At 64.6% G+C, this 25,793-nt stretch carries 26 protein-coding genes; 10 read left to right on the top strand and 16 right to left on the bottom strand.

The annotated features are described in order from the left end of the window. Positions 1-195: 195 nt before the first annotated feature. Both F6X61_RS13855 and F6X61_RS13850 read left to right on the top strand, forming a co-directional pair. Complete coding sequence (locus tag F6X61_RS13855) at positions 196-786, top strand: biliverdin-producing heme oxygenase (RefSeq protein ID WP_153787098.1); 591 nt, start codon at positions 196-198, stop codon at positions 784-786. A gap of 96 nt (positions 787-882) precedes the next feature. Continuing rightward, entirely contained in the window at positions 883-1,542 is a 660-nt protein-coding gene (locus F6X61_RS13850) for a hypothetical protein (RefSeq protein WP_153787097.1), read from the top strand. A 52-nt stretch (positions 1,543-1,594) separates the two neighbouring features. Here F6X61_RS13850 and F6X61_RS13845 read toward each other — a convergent pair whose 3' ends face one another. Next, complete coding sequence (locus F6X61_RS13845; protein WP_256671363.1) at positions 1,595-1,798, bottom strand: hypothetical protein; 204 nt, start codon at positions 1,796-1,798, stop codon at positions 1,595-1,597. A gap of 695 nt (positions 1,799-2,493) precedes the next feature. Between F6X61_RS13845 and F6X61_RS13840 the strand changes: the two genes are divergently transcribed. The 4 genes from F6X61_RS13840 to F6X61_RS13825 all read left to right on the top strand — a co-directional run bounded on the left by F6X61_RS13840 (position 2,494) and on the right by F6X61_RS13825 (position 6,598). Beyond that, the gene (locus F6X61_RS13840; RefSeq protein WP_153787095.1) at positions 2,494-2,778 is read left to right on the top strand and encodes a hypothetical protein; all 285 of its coding nucleotides are present in this window, start codon (positions 2,494-2,496) and stop codon (positions 2,776-2,778) included. A gap of 3 nt (positions 2,779-2,781) precedes the next feature. Next, complete coding sequence (locus F6X61_RS13835) at positions 2,782-3,228, top strand: hypothetical protein (protein ID WP_153787094.1); 447 nt, start codon at positions 2,782-2,784, stop codon at positions 3,226-3,228. A 163-nt stretch (positions 3,229-3,391) separates the two neighbouring features. Then, on the top strand, positions 3,392-5,332 hold the full coding sequence (locus F6X61_RS13830; protein ID WP_153787093.1) for a methyl-accepting chemotaxis protein: 1,941 nt from the start codon (positions 3,392-3,394) through the stop codon (positions 5,330-5,332). Between the two features lie 93 nt (positions 5,333-5,425). Next, a complete protein-coding gene (locus F6X61_RS13825) occupies positions 5,426-6,598 on the top strand; it encodes an MFS transporter (protein WP_153787092.1) in 1,173 nt (390 codons plus the stop codon). Between the two features lie 220 nt (positions 6,599-6,818). Here the strand turns inward: F6X61_RS13825 and F6X61_RS13820 are convergent, their stop codons facing one another. From F6X61_RS13820 to F6X61_RS13760, 13 genes are all read right to left on the bottom strand, one after another. Continuing rightward, a complete protein-coding gene (locus F6X61_RS13820) occupies positions 6,819-8,636 on the bottom strand; it encodes an ABC transporter ATP-binding protein/permease (protein WP_153787091.1) in 1,818 nt (605 codons plus the stop codon). A 176-nt stretch (positions 8,637-8,812) separates the two neighbouring features. Next, complete coding sequence (locus F6X61_RS13815) at positions 8,813-9,016, bottom strand: formate dehydrogenase subunit delta (RefSeq protein ID WP_110996091.1); 204 nt, start codon at positions 9,014-9,016, stop codon at positions 8,813-8,815. Beyond that, positions 9,013-11,898, bottom strand: a complete 2,886-nt coding sequence (fdhF, locus tag F6X61_RS13810; protein ID WP_153787090.1) for a formate dehydrogenase subunit alpha — start codon at positions 11,896-11,898, stop codon at positions 9,013-9,015. Before fdhF ends, F6X61_RS13815 begins: the two co-directional genes overlap by 4 nt. Further along, positions 11,895-13,439, bottom strand: coding sequence for an NADH-quinone oxidoreductase subunit NuoF (locus F6X61_RS13805; protein WP_153787089.1), 1,545 nt, complete (start codon positions 13,437-13,439; stop codon positions 11,895-11,897). Before F6X61_RS13805 ends, fdhF begins: the two co-directional genes overlap by 4 nt. Beyond that, complete coding sequence (locus F6X61_RS13800; RefSeq protein WP_153787088.1) at positions 13,433-13,918, bottom strand: formate dehydrogenase subunit gamma; 486 nt, start codon at positions 13,916-13,918, stop codon at positions 13,433-13,435. Before F6X61_RS13800 ends, F6X61_RS13805 begins: the two co-directional genes overlap by 7 nt. 322 nt (positions 13,919-14,240) lie before the next feature. Then, complete coding sequence (locus tag F6X61_RS13795) at positions 14,241-15,398, bottom strand: glutathionylspermidine synthase family protein (protein ID WP_153787087.1); 1,158 nt, start codon at positions 15,396-15,398, stop codon at positions 14,241-14,243. A 2-nt stretch (positions 15,399-15,400) separates the two neighbouring features. Then, positions 15,401-16,153 (bottom strand): DUF1190 domain-containing protein, encoded by a 753-nt coding sequence (locus tag F6X61_RS13790; protein ID WP_153787086.1) that lies wholly within the window; start codon positions 16,151-16,153, stop codon positions 15,401-15,403. Between the two features lie 25 nt (positions 16,154-16,178). Then, positions 16,179-16,604 (bottom strand): DUF350 domain-containing protein, encoded by a 426-nt coding sequence (locus tag F6X61_RS13785; protein WP_153787085.1) that lies wholly within the window; start codon positions 16,602-16,604, stop codon positions 16,179-16,181. Between the two features lie 12 nt (positions 16,605-16,616). Further along, positions 16,617-17,273: a DUF2491 family protein gene (locus F6X61_RS13780; RefSeq protein WP_178125818.1), complete on the bottom strand. Its 657-nt coding sequence runs from the start codon at positions 17,271-17,273 to the stop codon at positions 16,617-16,619. Between the two features lie 218 nt (positions 17,274-17,491). Further along, complete coding sequence (locus tag F6X61_RS13775; RefSeq protein WP_153787084.1) at positions 17,492-18,193, bottom strand: PspA/IM30 family protein; 702 nt, start codon at positions 18,191-18,193, stop codon at positions 17,492-17,494. 16 nt (positions 18,194-18,209) lie between these two features. Then, positions 18,210-18,824: a YjfI family protein gene (locus F6X61_RS13770; RefSeq protein WP_153787083.1), complete on the bottom strand. Its 615-nt coding sequence runs from the start codon at positions 18,822-18,824 to the stop codon at positions 18,210-18,212. Positions 18,825-18,931: 107 nt separating this feature from the next. Then, positions 18,932-19,564 carry a hypothetical protein gene (locus F6X61_RS13765; protein ID WP_153787082.1) on the bottom strand — a complete coding sequence of 211 codons (633 nt, stop codon included), beginning with the start codon at positions 19,562-19,564 and terminating at the stop codon, positions 18,932-18,934. An 11-nt stretch (positions 19,565-19,575) separates the two neighbouring features. Then, complete coding sequence (locus F6X61_RS13760) at positions 19,576-19,866, bottom strand: hypothetical protein (protein WP_153787081.1); 291 nt, start codon at positions 19,864-19,866, stop codon at positions 19,576-19,578. 458 nt (positions 19,867-20,324) lie between these two features. Between F6X61_RS13760 and F6X61_RS13755 the strand changes: the two genes are divergently transcribed. Further along, the gene (locus tag F6X61_RS13755) at positions 20,325-22,415 is read left to right on the top strand and encodes an acyltransferase family protein (protein WP_178125817.1); all 2,091 of its coding nucleotides are present in this window, start codon (positions 20,325-20,327) and stop codon (positions 22,413-22,415) included. Positions 22,416-22,475: 60 nt separating this feature from the next. Here F6X61_RS13755 and F6X61_RS13750 read toward each other — a convergent pair whose 3' ends face one another. Both F6X61_RS13750 and F6X61_RS13745 read right to left on the bottom strand, forming a co-directional pair. Next, positions 22,476-23,117 (bottom strand): DUF1109 domain-containing protein, encoded by a 642-nt coding sequence (locus F6X61_RS13750; protein ID WP_153787107.1) that lies wholly within the window; start codon positions 23,115-23,117, stop codon positions 22,476-22,478. After that, positions 23,104-23,694 (bottom strand): sigma-70 family RNA polymerase sigma factor, encoded by a 591-nt coding sequence (locus F6X61_RS13745; protein WP_153787079.1) that lies wholly within the window; start codon positions 23,692-23,694, stop codon positions 23,104-23,106. The genes F6X61_RS13750 and F6X61_RS13745 overlap by 14 nt, the downstream gene beginning before the upstream one ends. 201 nt (positions 23,695-23,895) lie before the next feature. On the opposite strand from F6X61_RS13745, the gene F6X61_RS13740 reads away from it, so the two are divergent. Genes F6X61_RS13740 through F6X61_RS13730 form a run of 3 tightly spaced genes read left to right on the top strand, consistent with a single transcriptional unit; the run spans position 23,896 to position 25,785 of the window. Continuing rightward, complete coding sequence (locus F6X61_RS13740) at positions 23,896-24,183, top strand: DUF2282 domain-containing protein (RefSeq protein ID WP_110996100.1); 288 nt, start codon at positions 23,896-23,898, stop codon at positions 24,181-24,183. A gap of 16 nt (positions 24,184-24,199) precedes the next feature. Then, the gene (locus F6X61_RS13735) at positions 24,200-25,033 is read left to right on the top strand and encodes a DUF692 domain-containing protein (protein ID WP_153787078.1); all 834 of its coding nucleotides are present in this window, start codon (positions 24,200-24,202) and stop codon (positions 25,031-25,033) included. Next, positions 25,030-25,785 (top strand): DNA-binding domain-containing protein, encoded by a 756-nt coding sequence (locus tag F6X61_RS13730; RefSeq protein ID WP_153787077.1) that lies wholly within the window; start codon positions 25,030-25,032, stop codon positions 25,783-25,785. Before F6X61_RS13735 ends, F6X61_RS13730 begins: the two co-directional genes overlap by 4 nt. Positions 25,786-25,793: the final 8 nt, after the last annotated feature.

Below are 25,793 nucleotides of genomic sequence, written 5' to 3'. Positions count from 1 at the left end.
CCCAGGGCCCATCCGTTGCGTGTTGTCGCGCGCATCATGCCGCCTTCCTGTCATGCCATTGAGATCCCCGCTCTGGGGGCGCGCCATGATTGCAGAAGCAGCGCACAGTTCAAGCGCCCTGCACATGGATCCAATAGTGGTTTTTCCGAGGACGGGCTGGCACTATCGTGCGCTGCCGATTGCCAGAGCGCCCCCATGTCCGACCCTGCAAGCCCTTTGCTGAATGCCCTGCGCGAGGGCACCCGAGCCTGCCACAAGGGGCTTGAACGGCGTCTTCCGTTTTTCAGCGACGGCTTCGACTTGCCGGCCTATCAGCGCCTGATCGAGGCCTATTACGGCTTCCATGCCCCGCTGGAAGCCGCTCTCGCCGGCTACCAGGGCGTCGAGCGCAACAAGGCCCCGGCCCTTGCCCGTGATCTGTTGGCGCTAGGCCTCGACGCAGCTCAGGTCGATGCCCTGCCGCAGTGTGACGCCCTGCCACCGATCGACAACGAGGCCAGCGCCTTGGGGGTGATGTACGTGCTTGAAGGATCGACCCTCGGCGGGCAGGTGCTCAAGCGCGCCATGGCCGAGCGCCTGGGCGTTGGTGCCGACAGCGGCGCTGCGTTTTTCGACGTGTACGGGCCGTTGACCGGGACGCACTGGCGCTGCTTCCTCGCCCGCCTGGCAGAGGCCTCGTTGCCACCGGCCGCCCTGACCTGTTCGGTACAGGCCGCGGTTGCCACGTTCGAGCGTTTCGAGCAGTGGCTCGAGGCGCGACGGGTATTGCTCCGCCTGTCGAACTGAGGCTCCCGGAAACAGCCGCATACAATTGCATTGCCGATGGCCATGCCCGATCATGGCCACTTGCCTTCAACGCCGACTGAAAGGAGTCTCCTGGCAATGCTGCTCATGCTCATCCTTCTCTCTGTGCTCAACCTTGCCATCAGCTGGTGGAACTGCCGCACCGTCGGCCTGATCTGGGATGAGGCCCGCTACGTCGGCGGCACCATGCGCATGCTCGCCTGGGCCGGGGCCATCGAGGCCACCCTTGGCTTCAGCTCGGTGTTGTTGTTGCTGGTGACCTTGTATTTCTATTCTACCGGCCAGCTGCCCCAGGAATACCTCGATGCCGTCGAGAGCCTGTGGTACCTGCTGATCATCATTCCGGCCATCGGCAGCGCCGTGGTCATCAGCGTGCACTCGCTGGAAAACGCCTGGCGCCAGCGCAACTTCAGCGACATCGCCGTTGCCGCGTGGAACGTCTACGCCACCGCCCAGCGCCTGGAGCGCGCCACCCATGCGATGCCTGCGGCGTTCGAACGGGTCAGCAAGCTGTTCCAGGGCAAGGATGACCGCAAGGCCGCGCTGGTGGTGATGATCGTGCTGATTGCCGTGACCGGCGGCGCGCTGATTACGTGGAAGCTGATCCGCCACTACGCCCAACAGGCCAGCGGGCCAAAGCTGCCTGAGCAGGTAGCGCCGCAGGTGGTCACACAGGCCGTGACCGAGCCGATGCCTCAGCCGTTGCCGGCCACGGGCGCCGCACGCAGTTCGATCTGAGCCGCCAGCGCACTGCCACGAAGGCCGCACCTGCGGCCTTCCCGACAAAGCATCAGCCGCGTTCTATTCCCTCCAGCACGGCCGAAGACAGCGCCAATCCTTTTTCCAGTGAGTTCTCCGTTGCCACCAGCAGGCTGCGCAACGGTTCGTTGGCCTTTTCCAGCGCCAGGGCGTTGGTTTCATAGGCCGCCTGCAAGGCCGCCACGGCGCAGACCAGCGCGTCCTCGCCATCGATGCCGGCGTGAACCGAGAACATCGGGGGATGGGCTTCGTGGCAGGTACCAAAGCGGGCGCGGGCCGTGGTTGGGCGCGGGGGAAGGGGCCGGGAGGTTCCGGCTTGGGCATCGTTCATCGGTGAACCTCCCGGAGCCAGGTGCGGGGTGGATCGGGCACGATTTTCAGCATGGTTAAGCACTCCTACATAGCCATGAAAAGCTGCCTGAATCCGTTTGCACCCGGAAAGTTGGAGGCAGCTGCGCGCAGGTGTGCAAGACCGAGATGTAGGAACCCGGCAGGTCCGAAAACCTCCCACGCGCAGCCACCATCTAGTGGCTTGCGGGCGAATTCGCCTGGAACGAACAGCGGCGTATTCGCACTACATCTGCGGGCTTGCACACCCGGTCGCTGAAGTGACAACGACCCGGCGAGACTAATGAGCCCGGCTGACGAGAACAACCGCCGAAAGGCCGCAAAATCATGCTTGGGAAATGCCCTACATGAAATAAGGAAAGTCCTAAGAATTCTCCGTAAATCCAATTACTTACGTAATCATCACGATTTCATTCAATGGAACATGCACTTACAGCTTGCTGCTTGCTCCAGCCTGGATATCGCCCTAGCGTGCAGTCTCTTCCCCTCACAGCGCTGCGTGTTCCCATGTGCCAGAATCCATCGCTACAGCCTGTCTGCCTCCCACTCTTGAATACGAGGCATCCAACAAGAGCAACCACCATGATTGAGTTCGATCACGCCATCGGCATTGCCGCCGAAAACCTGCGCAAGCTCGTCGTCAGCGCTACACACCTGCAACTCGAGGAAGCGTTGCTCTCCCCCGACGAGAGCACTTACCACATCACCTACAGCTACCAGCTCGACCCCGCCCCCCTCAACGTCGACGCCGACAGCACGTCACCCTTGCGCCAACTGGCGAAGATCATGGGCACCCGCCGCGAGCACAAGGTGTTTCTAATCGACGCAGCCACCGGCAAGTTCAAGGGATTCAGGAACAAGGAGTGATGAATGGCCAGGAAGCTGATCATCGACACCAACCTGCTCCTGCTGCTGGTTATCGGCAGCCTGGAAGGGGGCAGGTTCATCCGGGTGTCAAAACGCCTGAAGAAGTTCGCTGACGCGGACTACCGCAAGGTCCTGGCGATCATCGCCGAGCACGACGAAGTGCACATCACCCCCTACATAGCCACCGAAATCTCCAACCTGATCGACCTCACCGGCCCCGCCTACCATTCGGCCCTCGCCGCCGCCGGCCAGCTGTTCGCGATATTCCGCCAGGTCGAGTCGGACATCCATACCGACAGCTGTGGCGAGCTTTTCCTGCGCTTCGGTATCACCGACAACTCACTCATCCAGTTGGCGTCCGACTATTTCATCCTGACCGATGATCACAGGATGCTCGGCCCGCTGTTCGCCAGCCAACCCGCCAACATCATTCCCTACACCCTCGCCTGACCCCGCCCTGACTCAAAAATCAAAACAATTACTTGATTTTTTGTACACGAATATTTCGTCAAAGGTTTATATTCCGACCCACCTGAACAGCAAAGATAGCAAGTGGCCATCAGCCAGATAAAACGGCCATGTGCACCTTCACTCTCACGGATGGGCGTCACGCATGAAGATAAAGAACAAGCTGGTCCTGGCCTTCGTACTGGTGGCTTTTATCCCGGTGGCGCTGGTCGGAGGCATTTCGGTGCTGAACATCCGCAGTGAAGCGGTGGAGCAGTTCCTCGATGGCAGCACCCGGGAAATCCGCCAGATCGACGGCAACATGCGGCAATTTTTCGACGGCACCCTGCAGAATGTCGATCAAATGGCCAAAGATCCTGTATACACCTCTGTCACCTCCCTGAAGAACTACACAACCGCCGATGCGGCCAGCCAGCCCATGCCGCCGGCCGCGCAGCAGGTCATCGACGCCTTCGCCCGCTACGGCACCACCCACCCGGCGGCGGCGATCCTGTCCATCGGCCTGGAAGACGGCAGCTACGCCAAGTGGCCGGACGACCCGCAACTGGCCAAGTACGACCCACGCACCCGCCCCTGGTACAAGGCCGCCATGGCCAGCCCGGACAAGACCGTACGCACCGCCGCCTACTACTACGACAAGGACGATGTGGCCCTGGTCGGCACCGCCCGGGCACTGCTCGACGACGCCGGCAAGGCCAAGGGCGTGTTCGTGGTCAGCGTCTCACTTAAAAACCTCACCGAGCTGGTCAAGAGCATCAAGCTCGGCGACAGCGGCTACGTGATGCTGATCGAGGACGGCACGGTGCTGGTCGACCCGCGCGATGCCACGCACAGCTTCAAACAGCTCAAGGACCTCGGCGCGCCCTACGCACAGCTGGCCGCCACCGCCCAAGGCTCCACCGAGGTGGTGATCGATGGCGTGCGTTACATGGCCAACGTATGGACCTCCCCGGGCCTTGGCTGGCGCTTCATCGGCTTGATCGAATACGACGAAGTGATGGCCGCGGCCACGCGCATGACCTACGTCACCGCCGTCATCGTGGTGCTGCTGGCGCTGGTGTTCGCCCTGGTGGCGGCGGCCTTCTCGCGGGTGATCGTCAAGCCCATCGGCCAGGTCAGCCTGGGCCTGCAGTCGATCGCCGAAGGCGAAGGCGACCTGCGCCGCGACTTGCAGATCCAGGGCAAGGACGAAACCGCCGAACTGGCCGGTTGGTTCAACAAGTTCCTGGCCGCCATCCGCCAGCTGATCCAGCGCATCGGCGCCGCCTCGAACAACCTGCAGCAGGCCTCGAAGGCCAACAGCACCATGGCCGACGACATGAACGAAGCCGCTGGGCGTCAGCGCGAGGCGGTGGAGCTGGTGTCCACTGCGTTCAACGAGATGGTCGCCACCGCCAACGAAGTGGCGCGCTCCTGCAGCAGTGCCGCCGATGCCGCCGAACAGGGCCATCGGCGCGTGGCCGAGGGCAAGCAGCAGATCGAGCAGACCACCGACAACGTCAACCGCCTGGGCCGCCGCCTGAGCGAATCGTCCCAGGCCATGGTCGAACTGGAGGCCGGCAGCCGCAGCATCAACCAGATCCTCGGCACCATCCGTGCCATCGCCGAGCAGACCAACCTGCTGGCCCTGAACGCCGCCATCGAAGCGGCACGGGCCGGTGACCAGGGCCGCGGGTTCGCCGTGGTCGCCGATGAAGTGCGGGCACTGGCCAAGCGCACCGCCGACTCCACCGGCGAGATCGACCAGTTGCTCAATACCCTCGGCGACAAGACCCAGGAAGTCTCGCAGAAGATGGAAAGCTGCCTGGACCTGTCGCGCGCCAGCGTGTCGTCGATCGAGCATGCGCGGGACAGCTTCGAAGGCATCCAGGTGTCGGTGAACGAGATCCGCGATCAGAACCTGCAAATTTCCGCCGCCGCCGAGGAGCAGCACAGCGTGGCCGAAGAGATCAACCGGCACATTCAGCAGATCTACGACGAAGCACGGCTGGTGGAAGGGCTGGCCAGCTCGGCGCAGTCGGACTCCGGGCGGCTGGCGCAGCTGTCGGATGAACTGAACGGTCTGGTCGGGCGGTTCAAGTCTTAAGGCATCGTGGGAGCGGCGGTGAGCCGATGCGACTTGCCCCGCGAAAGGGCCGGCATTGTCTACAGTGATCTCGAAGCCCTGCGCGAGATCACCATGCCCCACCCACCCCTCCCCCGCAGCGTCTGGGCCTTGGGCTTCGTCTCGCTGTTCATGGACATCTCTTCGGAGATGATCCATGCCCTGCTGCCGTTGTACATGGTTGGCGTACTCGGCACGTCGGTGCTGGCGGTTGGACTGATCGAAGGCATCGCCGAAGCCACGGCATCGATCACCAAGGTGTTTTCCGGCGCTCTCAGCGACCGATTGGGCAAGCGCAAGCTGCTCACCGTGCTCGGCTATGGTCTGGCGGCCATGACCAAGCCCGTGTTCCCCCTGGCCTCGGGCCTTGAGTGGTTGACTGCAGCGCGCTTTGTCGACCGCATCGGCAAAGGCATACGTGGCGCCCCGCGTGATGCCTTGATTGCCGACGTTACCCCTGCCGAATTGCGCGGGGCGGCATTCGGCCTGCGCCAGGCACTGGATACGGTCGGCGCGTTCATCGGGCCGCTGCTGGCCATCCTGTTGATGTGGCTGACTGCGAGCCATTTCCAGACGGTGTTCTGGGTCGCCGTGATACCGGCCGCGCTGGCCGTCTGCATTTTGGTGGCCTTCGTCCACGAGCCCGAAGGCCCAGCCGCGCCCAGGCCCGTGCGCTGGCCCTTGGCAGTGCCCGAACTCGCACGCCTGGGGCGTGGCTACTGGCGGCTGATCCTGCTTGCCACATGTTTTGCCCTGGCCCGTTTCAGTGAAGCTTTTCTGCTGCTGCGTGGCCAGGCGCTGGGGCTGCCGGCGTTGTGGGCGCCAGCGGTGCTGGTGGCCATGGCGCTGGCGTTCTCGCTGTCGGCCTACCCCGCCGGGGTGTTGTCGGATCGGCTCGGGCGACGCGGCGTGCTAATGGTCGGGCTGGGCTTGCTGGTGTTGGCCGACCTCTCGCTGGCGCTGCTGCCGAGCTGGACCGGATTGGCGTTAGGCGTGAGTTTGTGGGGGCTGCACATGGGCTTCAGCCAAGGGGTGTTCGGCGCGTTGATCGCCGACAGCGCGCCAGCCGACCTGCGCGGCACAGCGTTCGGGCTGTTCAACCTGCTGACCGGGGTGGCGCTGCTGGTGGCCAGCGTGCTGGCCGGAGGGTTGTGGGATTGGCTGGGGTATCAGGCGACGTTTCTGGTAGGTGGGGCTTTTGCGTTGGCCACCTTGGCGGGGGTGTGGAGATGCCGGAGTCAGTTTTGAAGGCCTCGCGGCCAATCGCCAGCAAGCCCACTAAACAGGCTTGCACGTCCACTGTGGGAGCGGCCTTGTGCCGCGAAAGGGCTGCAGAGCAGCCCCGGCGTTTTTTGTTGCTTGGCTGAAAAACCGGGGCCGCTTCGCAGCCCTTTCCGGCCGGTCCGGCGCCCCGGCAAGGCCGCTCCTACAGTGGTCGTGCAGCCTGCCGGCGTTGCGGGCCGCGGATCTAAGCCGGCTCCTCGACCACCGGCTGTTGCTCGAACAGCGACCACCCGCCCTGCCCGTCCACTTCCAGCCGGTGGGTATGGAACGCCGCCAGGGTACTGCGGTGCCCGACGCTGACCAGCAACGTCTCTGGCATCTCGCTGCGCAGCAACGCATACAGCCCATGCTCCAGCCCCTCGTCCATCGCCGAAGTCGACTCGTCGAGGAACACCACCTGGGGCTGGTTGAACAGTACCCGGGCGAACGCCAGGCGTTGCTGCTCGCCCACCGATAGAATCCGTGACCAGTCGCACTGCACGTCGAGGCGTTCGGCCAGGTGGGACAGGTTGACCTGGCGCAACGCCTGCTGCATGCGCGCATCGTCCTCGGGCCTGCCGCCTGCCGGATAAGCGATGGCCGTGCGCAGATCGCCCAAGGGCAGGTACGGTCGCTGGGAAAGAAACAGCGCCTGGTGCCCCAGTGGCCGCCTGACCTCGCCTTCGGCATAGGGCCACAGCCCGGCCAGGGCGCGCAGCAACGTGGTCTTGCCACTGCCCGAAGGCCCTTTGATCAGCAGCGCCTGGCCGGCCTGCAGGTGCAGCTCGAGGTTGGCGATCAGGGCATGGCCGTCCGGGCGCAGCACCTGCAGCCCGCTGATGGCCAATGCTTTGGACAAGCCGTCGGTGTCGACTTTGGGCAACTCACTGGCCTGCTGGTTGGCATCAAGGAAGCCAGTCAAACGGTCAAGGGTGGCGCGGTAGCTGGCGAAGGTGTCGTAGGACTCTCGGAAGAACGACAGCGAATCCTGCACCTGGCCAAAGGCCTGGGCAGTCTGCATCACGTCGCCCAGCTTGATCGCGCCGCTGAAGAAACGCGGCGCCTGGAGGATGAACGGGAAGACCACTGCGACCTGGCTGATGCCCAGGTTGAAACCGCTGAATTTCAGGTTTCGGAACACCAGCGCCCATGCATTGCCGATCAGGGCGAAGAAGCGGCCAAGCAGCGTGCCGCGCTCAACCTGCGCGCCCTGGTAGAAGGCGATGTTCTCGGCGTTTTCACGCAGGCGCATCAGCGCGTAACGGAAGTTGGCGGTGAGCTTTTCATTGAGGAAGTTCAGGCGGATCAGCGGCTGCCCGAGGCGGAAGGCGATCCAGGTGGCGATCAGCACATACACGTACACGGCGAACACCATCGCCCGCGGCACTTCGACCCCTGCCACCGCCAGCGGTGCCGACAGTCCCCAGAGAATCCCGGTGAAGGCCACCAGCGACACCACTGCGCTGACCGCGCCCAGCGCCAACGACACGGAGCCTGTGACGAAGGCGTTCACATCCAGCTCGATACGCTGGTCGGGGTTGTCCACCGGTTCGGCGAGGAATTGCCCGCGGTAATAAGCATCACCGTGCATCCAGTCGGCGCTCAGGCGCTCGGTCAGCCAGACCCGCCAATGGATGTTGAACGCCTGGGTAACGTAGAAGGCGAACAGCGAACGCAGCACATGGATGGCGGCAAGCACCGCGAACACCCCCAGCATGTACCAGAACGCCGTCTGATCCAGGGCCTGCAACGCGCTGTAGAAGCCGTTGTACCAGAACGAGAACAGCACGTTCAGGCGTACCGAGAACAGGGTCAGCACCAGCAGCAGGGCGAATGCCAGCAACGGCCGCCAACTGCGTTGAATGCTGAAATAGGGCCCGGCGAGCTGCCAGAACTGGCGGCCCCATCGGGTGCCGCGCACGGCCAGCGTGGCGGCGCCGATGAAGCAGACGAAGGTGATGCCAGTGGCGATTGCCAGCCAGCTCAGGCTCTCTTGCAGCGCCTGGTGCCAGTTCATGTCCATGGTGGGATTCCGTGACAGTGTTTTCGCGAGCGTAGCATTGGCTTGCGAATAGCCTCACGTATATGACGGACATTTCATTTTTTTGCCTGTCACGGCCTCATCGCGGGGCAAGCCCGCTCCCACGCGTAACTGTGTGGGAGCGGGCTTGCCCCGCGATGCGGCCACACCATCAGTCGCTAGGCCAGTGCCTCCCGCACTTTCGGATCAAGCCCTTCCCCCGCATGGGCCTCGATCCACTCCCCCAACTGCTTGCGCATCGCCGGTGTCCAGAAGCTCTGCAGGTGCTGCCTTACCCCCTGCACTGCCTTATCCCGGTCCGGCTCGCTGTCGAAGTAGTGGGCGATCTGGTTGGCCATCTTCACCAGGTTGTCGCTGCTCATCGGCGCACCTCTGCCTTTTCCTTGCCTTGCGCCTGACGTCGCTCGTCGAGCAGGCGCCGCTGTTCGTCACTGAAGCTCTGGTAGCGCTTCTGCCATTCCGATGGCTGGAACACCTTGACCACCTCCACTGCGGTGACTTTGTACTCGGGGCAGTTGGTGGCCCAGTCGGAGTTGTCGGTGGTAATCACGTTGGCGCCGGACTCGGGGAAGTGGAAGGTGGTGTACACCACCCCCGCTGCCACCCGCCCGCTGACCCTGGCACGCAGCACGCTCTGCCCCGCACGGCTGCCTACGCCGACCCAGTCGCCGTCGTTGATGCCGCGGCTCCCGGCGTCGCTGGGGTGGATCTCCAGGCGGTCCTCGGCGTGCCAGGCGACGTTATCGGTACGCCGGGTCTGCGCGCCGACGTTGTACTGGCTGAGGATGCGCCCGGTGGTCAAGAGCAGCGGGTAGCGGTTGTTGACCTTCTCGTCGGTGGGCACATAACCGGTGAGCATGAAGCGGCCCTTGCCGCGCACGAACTGGTCGATGTGCATGGTCGGGGTGCCATCGGGCGCGGCGTCGTTGCACGGCCACTGCAGGCTGCCGTGGCGGTCGATCTCGCTGTAGCTGACGCGGTGGAAAGTCGGCGTCAGGCGGGCAATTTCGTCCATGATCTCGGACGGGTGGCGGTACTGCATCGGGTAACCCAGGGCGTTGGCCAGGGCCATGGTGGCTTCCCAGTCTGCCTTGCCGGCCAGCGGCTCCATCACCTTGCGTACCCGCGAGATGCGCCGTTCGGCGTTGGTGAAGGTCCCGTCCTTTTCCAGGAACGAACTGCCCGGCAGGAACACATGGGCAAACTTGGCCGTTTCGTTGAGGAAGATGTCCTGCACCACCACGCATTCCATCGCCAGCAAGGCCGCGGTGACGTGCTGGGTGTTGGGGTCGCTCTGGGCGATGTCCTCACCCTGGCAGTACAGCGCCTTGAAGCTGCCATCGAGCGCGGCCTCGAACATGTTGGGGATGCGCAGCCCAGGGTCGGGTTGCAGCGTCACGCCCCAGGCCTGTTCGAACTCGCTGCGCACACTGGCGTTGGAGATATGCCGGTAGCCGGGCAGCTCGTGGGGGAACGAGCCCATGTCGCAGGAACCCTGCACGTTGTTCTGCCCGCGCAGCGGGTTCACCCCTACCCCTTCACGGCCGATGTTGCCGGTGGCCATGGCCAGGTTGGCGATGCCCATCACCGCGGTGCTGCCCTGGCTGTGCTCGGTCACGCCCAGGCCGTAGTAGATCGCTGCATTGCCACCGGTGGCGTACAGCCGGGCGGCGGCGCGGATCTGTTCGGCGGGCACGCCGCACACCGGGCCAAGCAACTCCGGGGCGTTGTCGGGCTGGGCGACGAAATCGCGCCAGCGGGCAAAGTCCTCGGTCTCGCAGCGAGCATCGATGAAGCGCTGGTCAAGCAGGCCTTCGCTGACGATCACATGGGCCAGGGCGTTGAGCATGGCCACGTTGGTGCCCGGGCGCAGTTGCAGGTGCAGTTCGGCACGGGCGTGGGGCGAGTCGACCAGGTCGATGCGCCGCGGGTCGATGACGATCAGCCGCGCGCCCTGACGCAAGCGGCGCTTGAGCTGCGAGCCGAACACCGGGTGGGCGTCGGTGGGGTTGGCACCGATTACCAGCACCACGTCGGCCTGCATCACCGAGTCGAAACTCTGGGTGCCGGCGGATTCGCCGAGGGTCTGCTTGAGGCCATAGCCGGTCGGTGAGTGGCAGACCCGCGCGCAGGTGTCGACATTGTTGTTGCCGAATGCGGTGCGCACCAGCTTCTGCACCAGGTACGCCTCTTCGTTGGTGCAGCGGCTGGAGGTGATGCCGCCGATGGAATCGCGCCCGTACTTGAGCTGGATGCGGCGAAACTCGCTGGCGGCATAGGTCACCGCCTCGTCCCAGCTGACCTCCTGCCACGGATCCTCCAGGCGTTTGCGGATCATCGGCTTGGTGATGCGGTCGGGGTGAGTGGCGTAGCCCCAGGCGAAGCGCCCCTTGACGCAGGCGTGGCCGTGGTTGGCGCCGCCCTGCTTGTCCGGGACCATGCGCACCAACTGGTCGCCCTTCAGTTCGGCACGGAACGAGCAGCCCACACCGCAATAGGCGCAGGTGGTAATCACCGCACGCTCGGGCTGGCCGAGCTGAACAAGGCTCTTCTCGCTGAGAGTCGCGGTCGGGCAGGCCTGCACGCAGGCACCGCAGGAGACGCATTCGGAACTGAGAAAATCGGCGCCACCGGCGGCTGCCACCCGCGAGTCGAAACCGCGCCCGGTGATGGTCAGGGCGAAGGTGCCCTGGATGTCTTCGCAGGCGCGTACGCAGCGGCTGCAGACGATGCACTTGCTGGGCTCGTAGTCGAAGTACGGGTTGGACACGTCCTTCTGTTCACTCAGGTGGTTGTCGCCGTCATAGCCGTAGCGCACCTCGCGCAGGCCGACCTGGCCGGCGACGGTCTGCAGCTCGCAATTGCCGTTGGCCGAGCAGGTCAGGCAGTCCAGCGGGTGGTCGGAAATGTACAGCTCCATCACATTGCGCCGCAGGTCGGCCAGGCGCGGGGTTTGCGTGCGCACCACCATGCCCTCGTTGACCGGCGTGGTGCACGACGCCGGGTAGCCGCGCATGCCGTCGATCTCGACCATGCACATGCGGCACGAGCCGAAGGCTTCGAGGCTGTCGGTGGCACACAGCTTGGGGATGCTGGTGCCGAGCAACGCGGCGGCGCGCATCACCGAGGTGCCGGCGGGCACGCTGATCGAACGGCCATCGATGACCAGGCTGACCTGCACGTCGCTGACGCGCTCGGGGGTACCCAGGTCGATATCGCTGCTGGGGTCGAAGTAGTTGATCATTGCGCGGCCTCCAGGCCGAAATCGGCGGGGAAGTGCTTGAGGGCGCTGGCCACGGGATACGGGGTCATCCCGCCCATGGCGCACAGCGAACCGTACTGCATGGTGTCACAAAGGTCGCGCAGCAGGCCGGCCTGGCGTTCGCGCAAGGCCGGGTCGGTGCTGGCGATCAGACGGTCGATCACCTCGACGCCGCGGGTCGAACCGATCCGGCACGGCGTGCACTTGCCGCACGACTCTTCGGCGCAGAACTGCAGGGCGAAGCGCGCCATGCCAGCCATGTTCAGGGTGTCATCGGCCAGCACCACGCCGCCGTGGCCGAGCATCGCGCCGATGGCGACAAAGGCTTCGTAGTCCAGCGGCGTATCGAACTGCGCTGGCGGCACCCAGGCCCCCAGCGGGCCACCGACCTGCGCGGCCTTGATCGGCCGGCCGCTGGCGGTACCGCCGCCGTAACCTTCCACCAGCTCGCGCAGCGTGAGGCCGAACGCCCGCTCCACCAGGCCGCCGTGGCGAACATTGCCGGCCAGCTGGAACGGCAGGGTGCCCAGCGAGCGGCCCATGCCGAAGTCGCGGTAGTACGCCGCGCCCTTGGCCAGGATGATCGGGATCGAGGCCAGGGTGAGCACGTTGTGCACCAGTGTCGGCAGGCCGAACAGCCCCTCCAGCGCTGGCAGCGGTGGCTTGGCGCGGACGATGCCGCGCTTGCCTTCAAGGGACTCGAGCAGCGCGGTTTCCTCGCCGCAGATATAGGCGCCCGCACCGACCCGCACCTGCAGGTCGAAGGCCACGCTTTTGCCGGCGACGTCAAGGTAACCGGCTTCGCGGGCCAGCAGGATCGCCTCGTTCAGGGTACGGATGGCATCCGGGTACTCCGAGCGCACATAGATGTAGCCTTTGCTCGCCCCCACGGCGAGCCCGGCGATGATCATGCCCTCGATCAGCAGGAAGGGGTCGCCCTCCATCAGCATGCGATCGGCGAAGGTGCCGGAGTCACCCTCGTCGGCATTGCACACCACGTATTTCTGCGCGGCCTGGGCCTCGCGCACGGTGCGCCACTTGATGCCCGCCGGGAACGCCGCGCCACCTCGGCCACGCAGGCCGGACTCAAGCACGGCGGCGACCACCTCGTCGCCCTCCATCAGCGTTGCCCGGCGCAGGCCTTCGAAGCCGCCGTTGGCGTGGTAGTCGTCCAGCGACAGCGGCCGGGTGATGCCCGCGCGGGCAAACAGCAGGCGTTGCTGGGTTTTCAGGTAAGGAATCTGCTCGACCAGGCCCAGTGCCAGGGCATGGCCTGGCTCGCCTGTGGCCAGCGCGTCGAGCAAGCCCGGCACGTCTTCGACCGCGACCGGCCCGAAACCCAGGCGGCCGGCGTCGCTTTCCAGCTCGAGCAACGGCTCCAGCCAGTACAGGCCACGCGAACTGGTGCGCTGGATGCGCAGCGGCAGCTGGCGGCGCTCAGCCTCGCGGGCCAGCGCCTCGGCCACCTGATCGGCACCGACGGCGCGGGCCACCGAATCACACGGAATGCACAGGTTCAACATGCCTTCACCTCCTCCCGGCAGCCATCCACCAGCGCCCGTAAGCGCTCGGGGGTGAGCCGTGCGTGCAACTGGCCATCGAGCTCGAGCGCCGGTGAACAGGCACAAGCGCCCAGGCAGTAGACCGGGCGCAGGCTCAACGCGCCGTCTGCGCTGGTGCCGTGGTCGTCCAGGCCAAGCTGTTCACGCAACTGTGCGGCCAGCGCCTCGGCACCGCGGCTCTGGCAGGACTCGGCGCGGCACAGGCGCAGCGTGTGCCGCGCAGGCGGTGTGGTGCGAAAGTCGTGGTAGAAGCTGATGACCCCGCGCACCTCGGCCAGGCTGAGGTTGAGGGCATGGGCGATTTCATTGATGGCGATGTCGGGGATATGGCCGACGCCGGCCTGGATGGCGTGAAGGATCGGCAGCAAGGCGCCGGGAGTGTCCTTCTCACGGGCCAGGACGCGCTGGATCAGGGGCAGGTGGTTCAACTCATCAGGCATACAGCAAACCTCGGCAACCCGGGCCACCCCGAAATGCGAGCAGTACCCGGCGGTGTTCAGCTGCGGTGCGCGGCCACGTCACGGTGGCAGTGTGCCGGGCACCCTCCTTGCCGGCGGCCGGGCGTCTAGGTGCGCGCGGTCCGAAGGCATCCTCTGAGCATGGCAGGTCTGGGGCCTTGGGGTTGTGCGCGGGCGACCCGGCGCGTCCTGAAACCGACCACTGGAGGGCCCATCATCGGCGGGGCAATCGTAACGTTGTGATCAGCCCGCTCCCCCGTTGACGAGGCTTGCTACGTAGTTCTCTACGCGACAGCGCAGCCGGTCAGTCCACGACCACATGCGGCAGGAACCGCGAGCTGTCCTTGGTGATCAGGGTGTCGTCTTCGCGAATGCCGATCCCCGAGGCCAGATCACCGACCACCCACGAACCGATCAAGGTGTAGCTGTCGCCGAACTTCGGCAAAGGCGCGAAACCTTGCAGGATATACGGTGCATCGTCGTAGGGCCCGTCCTCGAACACCCGCTGGTCATCGGTGGTGCGAATGTCCACATTGGCCCCCTCGCGGGAGAAATACGGCTTGCGCACCCAGCCCTTGGGCACCGGCCGCCGGGGGTCTTCGTCGAGGAAGGCTGGCAACAGGTTCGGATGGCCCTCGTGCCATTCCCACAACAACGGCAGGATGCCCTTGTTGGAAATCAGCGACTTCCACGCTGGCTCGACGAACTGGGTATCACAACCGGCGATGGCCTGGCCGAAGTCTTCGTGGAAGATATGCTCCCAGGCGTGCAGCTTGAACAGGCGCGGGATGGGTCGGCCTTCGAGGTCGACGAAACGCCCCTCGCCGTTCAGACCGATATCCTCCAGGTCGATATGTCGGGTGCTGATACCCACGTGCCCGGCCATCTTGCGCAGGAAATCCGTGGTGCCACGGTCCTCGATCGAGCCGCCGATGGCCGAGAAGTAGAACGGGCTTTCACATTCGAAGGCCGCAAAAGCCCGCACCAGGTCTTCAGCCAGGGTGTTGAACTGGCTGGCATGGGCCGGCAGCACGCCGCGCTCAATCTGCTGCTCAAGCCAGATCAGCTGGAACGCCGCCGCCTCGTACAGCGAGGTCGGCGTGTCGTAGTTGGCCTCGATCAGCTTGGCCGGGCCCGTGCCGTCGTAGCTGAAGTCGAAACGCCCGTACAGGTGCGGATGCCCCTCCTTCCACGAACGACGCACCAGGTCGAAAAACGCCGGCGCAATCGCCAGGCGGGTCATCAGCGCTTCGCTGTCGACAATGCGCGCCACCGCGTCCAGGCACATCGCGTGCAGCTCCTGGGTGGGCGCCTCCAGGTCACGGCTGACCTGGGCCTCACTGAACTGGTAGTAACCGCGCTCATCCCAGTAGCGCTCGCCGTCGATGGTGTGAAAGGCGAAGCCTTCGCGCTCGGCGGTGGTGCGCCAGTCCGGGCGTTCGTCGCAGTGGACCTTGCGCATGCTCAACCGCCGAAACTGAAGCCGCCGCTGCTCTTGCCGCCCCAGCCGCTGCGCGCAGTGGCCTGGCTGCCGAAGCCGCCACGAGAGATCGACGAGGACACGCTGGAGCGGGTCGAGTTTCTGGACTTGTAGCTGCTAGCGCTGGAGCTGCCGGAGTAGTAGCTGCTGTAGCTGCCGCCGCTCTGCTGGGCCTGGTCGGAGCGCTCGAAGCGTTTGCCTTGGTCGATCTGCTGGCCGAGGGTGGTGGTGCGGTAGTCGCCGCGGCTGTCGCGATACTGGTAGACCGGCTGCGAGTAGTACTGGCGATTACCGCCGCTGAGCACCTGGCCGAGCAGCAGGCCGGCGAGCAGGCCATTGAAGTTGCTGCCACCGCTGACAGCCTGGCCACTGCTCTCGACCTGGGTGCGGGCCGCGTCGACCTGCGACTGGCTCACCTCGCCCGACACCGCCAGCTCGAAACCGCCAAGACGCGGCATGTAGCGGTTGTCGCTGGTGACCTGGCAGTAGTCCGGCACGAAATCGGCCTCGCACGCCGCCTTGTCGCCATAGGTCGGCGCGACCCGACGGTGATCGGCCAACGCCTCCATATAAGCATCGGAACACACGTCCACCGGCACCTTGTCATCGACACAGGCCTGGACGGTGGTGTAGTTGCTGCGCTTGCTGACCGTGTAGGTCTCCTCGGGCGCGCTGCACGCGGTGAGCGCCAGCGGCAGGGAACTGGCCAGCACCAGCTTGACGGAACTGCGTCTCATGTATGGCTCCTTGCGCGCAAACGACTCAGACCGACGGGGTCATGCAGGCCGAATTGAGAAAGCCCACGCTGATCGCCACGGCGGCGGCGTAGATCGCGGCGGCCATCTCGCCCTTGGCGATGCGGCTGGCCAACCCCTTGAGCACCAGGCTGGTAATGGCGAAGGCCAGCAGTTGCACCACGGCAGCGATCACCACCCAGACCACGAAGTCGAGCAGGCCGACGCTGTAGGCGATGATGTTGCTGGCCGGCAGCGAGAAGCCGATCAGCGCGCCGCCCAGGGCGACAGCGGCGGCGCTGTTATTGTCGCGGATCAGGGCGAATTCGCGGTGCGGGGTGAGGTGCGTGTAGATGAACTGGAACAGCCAGAACAGCACCAGCGCCACGCTGATGTAGAGAATGAAGCCGATCACTGCCTGGGCGTTGAGCGACATGCGAAGTGCGTCGAGCATGGTGAATCCTTGTCAGATGACGTTGAAGTCCGTTGATTGCAGGGTGACACCCACCGAAGTGGTCAGGCTGACATTGCCGTCCTCGTCTTCCTCCACCGACAGCAGGAGGAATTCGCGGCGATCGGTCAGGCCGGTTTCGCGGGCATACAGCATCGACAGGTGCTGGATGCGGTAGCTGGTCTCGGGGCTGGTGACCCACTCGCTGATCGGCGTGAGCTCGGTCTGCCCCTCTTCGCTGCCCCACTGGCGAACGAACTCGTAGCCTTCGTGCTCGTAGTACGGCAGGCCGATGTTCGACTCGGGGCCGACCAGGCGCTTGAGCTCCGCGTCGCTGGTGACCGGCACCACGCTGTAGTAACCGAACAGGATGATGTCACGGACATCGTCAGCGGACGCGCCGTTCATCACCACCTGCAGCCAGTAGTCCTCGTTTTCCATATAGAAGCGCGCCAGGCGCACAGACTGGCCGAGGTCAACCTCACCAATCGCCCAGACCACTTCCTGCTCGGGAACCTCCAGTTCGCAATGCCCGTCGAGCAGTAGTTTGAGTGAGCGATCGAGCTTGAGCATGCGCCCACTGCCCAGGCCGAATGGCAGGTTGCCTTGGGCCTGACTGCTGGCGGCAGGTTTGGGGGCTTCGAAGCCCATGAAGCGTTTCAACCAACCCACGGGGCATCTCCTGGGTGAGAGGGTGACGGATCAGGAGCCAGTACTGGAGCTGTAGCAAACAGGCTGGGCCTGTCGGCAGAAGGCGACATTGAAAATCCCTTGGGTCGCGGCAGTCCTTTGGCGGGGGCGACACGATACTGCTTTTCGTATGCCCCGCCAACGGGTCTGCAGCAGGGTTTTTGCACCAGCCCCACGATGAGGCCGGCCCACTCAGCGAATCACTGCGCCGGCTTGGCCGCCTTGGCCTTCAAACGTGCCAGCACATCGTCGGCACCACTGTTGCTGGCGCCGATCCCAGCCGACTTCAGGCGTGCTTCCAGATCGCTGCCGTCAGCCTTGCCCGCCAGCTCCGCCGCCGCTTCCAGCTCGGCGGCACGCTCGGCCTGGCGCTTCTTGATACGATCCAGCGACCCGACCGCCGTTTCCAGGCTGCCATTGGCGCCGCCGGTGGCCGACGCCGCGCTGACCTGGGCACGCTGCACGCTTTCGCGAGCCTTGACCAGATCAACCTGTTGCTTGAGGCCCTTGATCTGCGCCTCGGTCTTGTTCACGGTGGCGGTCAGGGTCGTCACCGACGCACCGAACTGGTCGGCCAGCGCCTGCTCGCTGTCACGCTGGTTGGTCAGGTCGGCGATGCGCGCCGCGCATTCGTGGGCCAGGCCCTCCTCGCCCTTGTCCAGCGCGGCAATGGCCTTCTGCTCCCAGTCGCCGATGGTCTTGTCGAACTCGGTGATGCGCTGCTGCGCGGTCTTGTGCTTGGCCATGATCTTGACCAACTGGTTGCGCGCATCGATCAGGTTGTTGTCCGCGTCGCGGATCTCCTGGTCGAGGATGCGCAGGGCCTGGGAGTCGACGATCGCCTCACCGACTTCCGAAGCACCGCCACGCAGGGCGGTGACGATCTTTCTCAACAAACTCATGATGCAATCTCCGGAATCAGTGGGTGAAGTAGTCTTCGAAATCTTCGGCGGCGGTGATGACGTTGTCGGCCAGGGTGTGGATCTCCTGGACGATGTTGTCCAGCGACGAGGCCGCGCTCAGGGCGCCGAATATGGTGTACACCGACTCGCCCGAGGGCAGCGTGTGCAGGCCGATGGACGACAGCGGGAACACGTCGCGGGTACGCAGCACTGCATCGTTGAATGCAGCGCGGTCTTTCACCTGGCTGGCTTGCACCAGCAGCGTGTCGACCAGGATCTGCTCACCGGCCACGGCGATGTACAGCGGCAGGCCGTCCAGTTCGTTCATCACCAGCTTGAGGCTGGGCTCGGCGCCCTGTTGCAGGGACAGGCCGATCGACCCGCCGCGCACCTCGTCCAGGCCTTGCAGGGCGCCGTGCAGCGTTTCGATCGTCCAGTGGGTGTGCTCGGTCATGAAATCCTCCGTTCTGACCTGTTTGCCCGCGTGGGGCTGACGTAAAGCCTTCTCGATACCGCGCAGGGCGGCGGCGTGCTCGGGCAGGATCCACAGCTCACGCTTGACCAGGCCCGCGGCCTTGAGCCGGGCGCGCATGTCACGCATGTAGTCGGTGGAGCTTTTCTTGCCTGTCATCGAAGGGGGTGTCCTTGTCTCACATGTGAGGCAAGTTACGCCTGGACCATGAGCTACGCAAGCCTCACATGTGAGATATCAGGCCCGCCCGGTGCGCCCGACCCGACCTAACCCGCCAGCCGCGTCAGTCGCTGCAACGCCTCGATCACCTGCGGGTCACGCGCCTCGAGCACATCCACCTGGATTCTTGCGATCACCGCCTTCAGCAGCTCGGTCTGACTCATCCGGGTTTGCCCCAGCAGCGTCAGGAAGTCCTCGGCCATGTGCACGTTGACCTTCATCGACAACCGCCGCGTGGCGCCGGACGCCGGCAACCCCCTCTGACGCCGCTGCGCGTCGAGTGCCTGGACGAAGGCCTCGTGGCCGGGTTGCAGACCCGCCCCCTGGCGGGCCTGCACCAGCCAATGGAAATAATGGGCGAGGAACAGCTTGCGCAAGTGTGCCCCCGCCTCGCTGCTGACCGCTTGCATTGCCGCGTCGAGCACATCGAGATACACCGCCGGCAGCCGCGCCTCGATCGACTTGAGCTGCTGCTTGCGCGCCTCGCGGATTGCCGGGGTGGACTGAGGCGGGATGGCCACCACCGTATCGCAGCCATCGCACACGCCCACCAGGATGTCTCGCGCCAAACCCTGCCCATCGCTGAACGGCACGTCTCGGCGCAGATAACGCGTGGTTACCACTGCCTGGCAATGCTCGCAGAGCGCCTTGCCGATATCGCCTTCGAAAAGAATCTTCATTGCCTGGGTACTCACTGATGAACGCTGATGAACCAGGTGTCTGGCTCGAGAAAATAGAACTTGATGTACCAACCGTGCCACCTGATCAGGTGAACTTCGACCGATGCCACGGTGTGATGGGGGCTGCTGCGGTAATGGGTGCCGTTGCAGGCGCGGATGACGTCGATGACCTGCGCCGCAGTAACCGCTCCAGTCGCCAACAGGTTCTTCACCTCGATATCGCCGCGTGACGCATGCAGGTACTCACCTGCTTCGAGGGCTGCGATCACCGCGCGCCTCACTGTTTTAAAGCCTTTTTGCATGGTACATCCCTGTCAATACGAAAATCATCGTACGCACCTGAAGCGATTGCCAGTCTTCCATTGCCTCAGGCGACCAGTGGCGCTCCGGCAGGTTCTGCCAGAGCACATCACGTTGCATCGACTATGGCTCTGCGGAGCAGCCGCTGAAGCGCGGCTGTGTAACCAGCGCTTTCACAATGTTCCCCGATGTGCCGAGGCAGGTTTTCGGCAGGTCACTGGAGGCCGCCCGGCTCCTCATTACGGCACCTGTAGCCTCCCGCGCCCATTCGCCAAGCTATTGAAATGGAATGCACTAGCAAAAGGCCTGTACGATACGCGCCGGCGGCCGGGGCCCCTGCCCAGGGCGACGCCTGCGCTGTTCACCATGGAAGCTGTTGTGCCCTGCGGGCCCACTCGCAGGCACGTTGCGTGCTGCCTGGATCCAGAAGGCGATTGGAAGGGAATTAAGGACTACCACTGTGTCAAACGACAAAAGCTATCCGCTCACGCCACACGATGTTTCAAACGTTCTTCCGCCCAGCGGTGCAACGACTACCCAGCCGGCCCAAGGCACCGCAAGAACAGTTGATTATCGAGCGGACATCGACGGACTGCGTGCAATTGCCGTTCTGCTGGTGCTGGTCTTCCATGGCGGGCTCACACTGTTCCCGTCGGGGTTCATCGGCGTCGATATCTTCTTCGTCATCTCCGGCTACCTGACCTCTTCGATCATCCTCAGGTCGATGGAAAAAGGCACGTTCACTTTCTCCGGGTTCTACGCGCGACGGATCTGGCGGCTTCAGCCTGCGGTGCTGGCCCTGTTGGTCGGTACCCTGGCAGTGGCCACCGTCCTGTACCTGCCGGATGACTATGTCAATTTCCTGAAGAGCGAGAAGTACACAAGCCTGCTGCTGTCAAACCAGTACTTCGGCAAGGCAACGGGCGGCTATGCAACGGCGGACGCCGCGACCCTGCTGCTCATGCACACCTGGTCGCTGGCCATCGAGTGGCAGTGGTACATCGTGCTGCCGCTGGGGCTGTGGCTGCTGAACCGCTCGCTGAGCAAACGCCAGCTGGGCTATGCCTGTGTACTGTTGACGCTGCTGTCGTTCGGCGCCGCCCTGTATATTTCCAAGGCCTTCTATGGACATGGCTACTACTTCTTCACGGCACGCATCTTCGAACTGATGATCGGTTCCTGCGTCGCCGTGCTGGGCAACGGCAGGAACCAGCCTGGCAAGGTCCTGGCCTCGGCCATCGCACTGGTTGCGATGCTGGTCATCGTCCTGACCGCCCTGCAAGTCATCCCGGTGGCAAGCTACCCGGACCATCACGCGCTGCTGGTCTGCCTGGCCACCGCCGCGCTGCTGTTCGTCGGCCCCTCCAGCATCACCTCCAGGCTGCTGTCGTCCAGGCCGGTGGTCTTGATCGGCTTGATCTCGTACTCACTGTACCTGTGGCACTGGCCGATCATCGCCACCGTCAACTACCTGGGCATGGAAAAGACCCCAACGGTCATCGCCAGCTACTTCGCCCTCACCTTCGCCCTGGCCACGCTGTCCTACCTGCTGGTGGAAAAACCACTGCGCCACTCGCGCCTGGGCTTCACCAAGACCCTCGTGCTGATGCTGATCGTGCCGGCCATCGGCCTGTCGGCACTGCATGCCGCCGGGAAAAAGGCCGACGGTTGGCCCGCCCGCTTCGACTACGGTACCGACGGCGTCCTGACCCGCCTCAAGGCCGCCGAAGTGCCTCACCGTGAAAAATGCCTGGAAGGTGCCCGCGATGGCTCGGACGAGCGTTGCGCCATGGGCGACGTACAGTCGCCAACCAAGGCGCTGCTGATCGGCGACTCGTTCTCCAACCAGGAGTGGGGCTTCATCGATACCCTGGCCAAGGACGCGAACATATCGGTCATGGCGCAATCCTTCTCCGCCTGCCTGACCTTGCCTGGCGTCTACCTGTACGACTGGTACAAGTTCAAGGAGCTGTACGTCACCTGCCATGCGGCCAGCGCCGACTATTACCAGCTGATCAAGCAGAACCAGTACAAGTACGTGATGATCGGCCAGATCTGGGAGAACTACGTGAATACCGACAGGGTAGTCACCGCCCTGGCAGACGAGCGTACCGAAGCGCTCTCCAACCAACGGCTCAAGGCCGCGCTGCTTGAAGGGCTACAGGCCATCCGCGAGGCCGGTGCCATTCCGGTGATCGTCAAGGCCAACAGACTGATGCCGCCCAGCGTCAACAACTGCGTGTACCGCAACATCAAACTGCGCGGGATGTTCGGCGTCGCGGCCGAAAGCGCGCATTGCAACCAGCAACCTTGGGATGGCGTTGAAGATCCCAAGCTCACCGCGCTGTTCAAGGCCGCGCAGCAGGCTTATCCAGAGCTGATCATCATTGATCCGAAGGATGCGCAGTGCCGGGACGGCGCCTGCCTGATGGCCATCGACGGGGTGCCGGTGTACCGCGATATCGGCCATATCACCGATTACGCCTCGTACTGGTTCGGCCAGCAGTACCTGCAGCACAAGGGCAACCCCTTCCTGCAACCTGCCCAGTAATCAGAGGCTTGCAGGGCCAGCGCAAGGCTGGCCCTGCAACCTTGCGCTGGACAACACGGGTCACCAGCGCAACAGTCGCGGGCCGATAGCCGCCCCCAAGAGTGTCGGCAGCAACATCCCCAACACATACCAGAGCCCCCAGAACGGCACGCCCATCTCCGGGCAATGCAGGCAGTAAGCCAGGGTTGCCGTTGAACCGGCCAGCAATCCGCCAGCCGCACCGGCCTGGCGCAGGCGGGTTGGCGCCAGGCCGCGCAGCGCCCAGTACACGCCAAGCAAGCAGGGAAGCGACAACAGGGCGATGTTCAAGGCACAGGTCCGCCAGGTGCGACCGAAGACAAGGTCGGCGCGGGCTTCGATGGGCGCACCGACCAGGCTGATCAATGCCCCCAGCCAGACCAGTGCCAACGGCAGGCCAAGCAGGCCCCACAGTGCGCCACCCTCAACACCAGGGCGAGCCAGCCGGTGCGTCAACCACAAACCGAGCAACGCCAGGCTGGAGGGCAGCGCAACCTTGGCCCAGAACAGTGGCGTGCGGGCGACCTCCAGAAGGTCGCTGCGCACACCGTAGAGGGTTATCGTCATCAGTAACGCCCCCATCAAGCCACCGACCAGTGCCAAGCCCAGGCGTTTCGCCGAAACGTGGCGATCCACCGGGCCTTCGTGAATGGCCAGCAGGGTAATCAAGTCATCGGTTTTCATCATGGTCACTCCTGCTTCCAATCAACCTGGCCAGGGCTTTCAAGCCTCGATGTATGCCCACCTTCACCGCCGAAGCGGAGAGCCCGGTAAGGCACGCGGTTTCCTCCACTGACAACCCCTCCAGCTTGACGTGGACGATTGGCAGCCGCTGACGTGCCGGCAATTGCTCGAGCAAGCGAGCCAGGTCTCGACTGGCCTCGGCCGGTTCCGCGTCCGAGTCGGCGAACAGCTCGGCGTCATCGTCCAGCGGGGCATTTCGCGCTTCGTGGCGGGCGAAGTTGCGCAGGTGATCGGCCAGCTTGTAGCGGGCAATCGCCTGCACCCAGGCCGTCAATGGCTGCTGCGCCTGGTAGGTGTGGCGCGCGTTGTGCACCGCCAGCAGCACCTCCTGCACCAGGTCCTCGACCTCGGCCGGGCGCCAAGCCAGGCGCCGCTGCAGAAAACCACGCACATGCAGCGCCAGCGCCGCGAGGAATTCGCGATACGCCACGGCGTCGCCGGCGAGCCCGCGCAGCAACAAAGCCTGCAACTGCAACTCGCGCGAATGGAGTACCGCCTGAGGATTAGTTCGTTGCATTGGCCGCCTGGGTTACACCCTCGCCGCGTTTCTTTTCACCGACCCCCTGCCGTGCGAACGTCGGCCTGCCTCCATACGGTAGGTGGCCGGCAGGTACTGCGCGAAATATTTTGTTGCGGGTGTAACCCGATGGACCCTGGCCGCGAACTACTCCATGAGCCGCCGGTAATTCGCCACGGCCCCACCCTTTGGAGACCTACCATGAAAGCCCTCGCCCTCACCACTGCCGCCCTTGCCCTCGCCTCGCTGGCAGGCGTCGCCATGGCCGCAGAAACCGCCCAACCCGCCGGCACCGGTGCCGCCATGGAAAAATGCTACGGCGTTGCCATGGCCGGCAAGAACGACTGCAAGGCTGGCGCCGGCACCACCTGCGCCGGCAGTGCCAAAAAAGACTACGACGGCATGCACTGGAAAAACGTCCCGGCCGGCTCCTGCACCTCGATCAAGACGCCCAACGGCATGGGCTCGCTGACCCCGATCAAGTCCTGAGTGCAGGAGGCCGACCATGAACGGCAACACGCGGCTGGGCGCCGGGCTCGGGCTCAAGGCCGAGCACTACGCCCAGGCCTTGGCACATCGCGCCGACGGGCTGTGGTTCGAAGTGCACCCGGAAAACTACATGGTCGGCGGCCCACGGCTCGCCTGGCTGACGCGCATCGCCGAGCAGCATCCGCTGTCGCTGCACGGCGTTGCACTGTCACTGGCAGCCGACGCTGAACCGGATGCCACGCACCTGCGGCATTTGCGCGCCTTGATCGATCAGGTACGCCCGGCGTTGGTGTCCGAACACCTGGCCTGGTCGACCTGGCGCGGCCAGTACCACCCCGACCTGCTGCCCTTCCCCCGCAGCAACGAGGCATTGGGGCGAATCGCCGACAACATCCAGCGCAGCCAGGAGGCCCTGGGGCGGCGCCTGTCCATCGAGAACCCCAGCCACTACCTGCAGTTGCAGGGGCATGACTGGGACGAGATCGATTTCCTCGCCGAGCTGGTCCGGCGTACCGGCTGCGGCTTGCTGCTGGACGTCAACAATGTGCACGTCAGCGCACACAACCTTGGTTTCGACGCAACCGACTACCTGCACCGGTTCCCTGCCCAGGCCGTGACCGAGGTGCACCTGGCGGGGTACAGCCATGACGACCAGGGGGCGCTGCTGATCGACTCCCATGACGCCAGCATCGCCGAGCCAGCCTGGGCGCTGTACCAAGGGCTGATCGAGCGCATCGGGCCACGCCCGACGCTGATCGAACGTGACGGCAACCTTCCTCTTTTCGACGAGTTGCTCGCCGAGCGCGACCGAGCCCAGACAATGTTGGAGCGAAAAGGAGCCTTGTCATGAATCCCTCTTTGCGCCAGTTCCAGGACGCATTCGTCGACGCGCTGCAGGGGCGGCCGGCGCCACAACTGACGGCGTTGACCGAACAACCGGCGTTCGCGGTGTACCGCAACACGGTGCTGGCTGGCTGCGTCGATGCCCTGCGCGCCAATTTCCCCAGTGTCGAGCAGTTGGTCGGCCCAGCCTGGATGGGCGATGCGGCGGCAGCCTACGCGCAGCAGTCACCGCCCAGCGATACCCGGCTGATTTACTACGGCGCAACCTTTGCAGACTTTCTCGAAGCGATACAGGCGCAGCACGGCCTGCCCTACCTGGCCGCTGTCGCTCGCCTGGACCGCTTGTGGAACGAGGCCTTCAGCGGGCCCTGCGATCCCTGCCTGGAGCTCGCCGAACTGGCCGGCATGACCGCCGGCGACCTGGCGCACAGCCATCTGCGCCCGCGCGCCAGCGTGCGCTGGCACTGGTTCGCGCAACACCCGGCGTACAGCCTATGGCGCTACAGCCGCGAACAGTTGGCCTGGCCGCAGGACCAGCCCTGGGTCGCCGAAGGTGTGCTGCTGAGCGGCGACGCCGACGGTGTGCGCCACCAGCCCCTGGAACACGGTGGCTGCGCCTTTCTCCAGGCCTGTGCCGACGGATTGACGCTGGACCAGGCGTCGCAGCTCGTGCTGCAGGCCCACCCCGACCTGGACTTCACCGACCTGCTCGGCCGGCTGTTGCAAGCCAAGGTCTTTCGCCCACTCACATTCGCGTAACGGAGCTG

The organism is Pseudomonas sp. EMN2, from assembly GCF_009650555.1.
Taxonomy (GTDB): Bacteria; Pseudomonadota; Gammaproteobacteria; order Pseudomonadales; family Pseudomonadaceae; genus Aquipseudomonas; species Aquipseudomonas sichuanensis.
The sequence above is the reverse complement of the archived record's forward strand: the minus strand, read 5'-3'. Positions and strand labels throughout refer to the sequence as shown.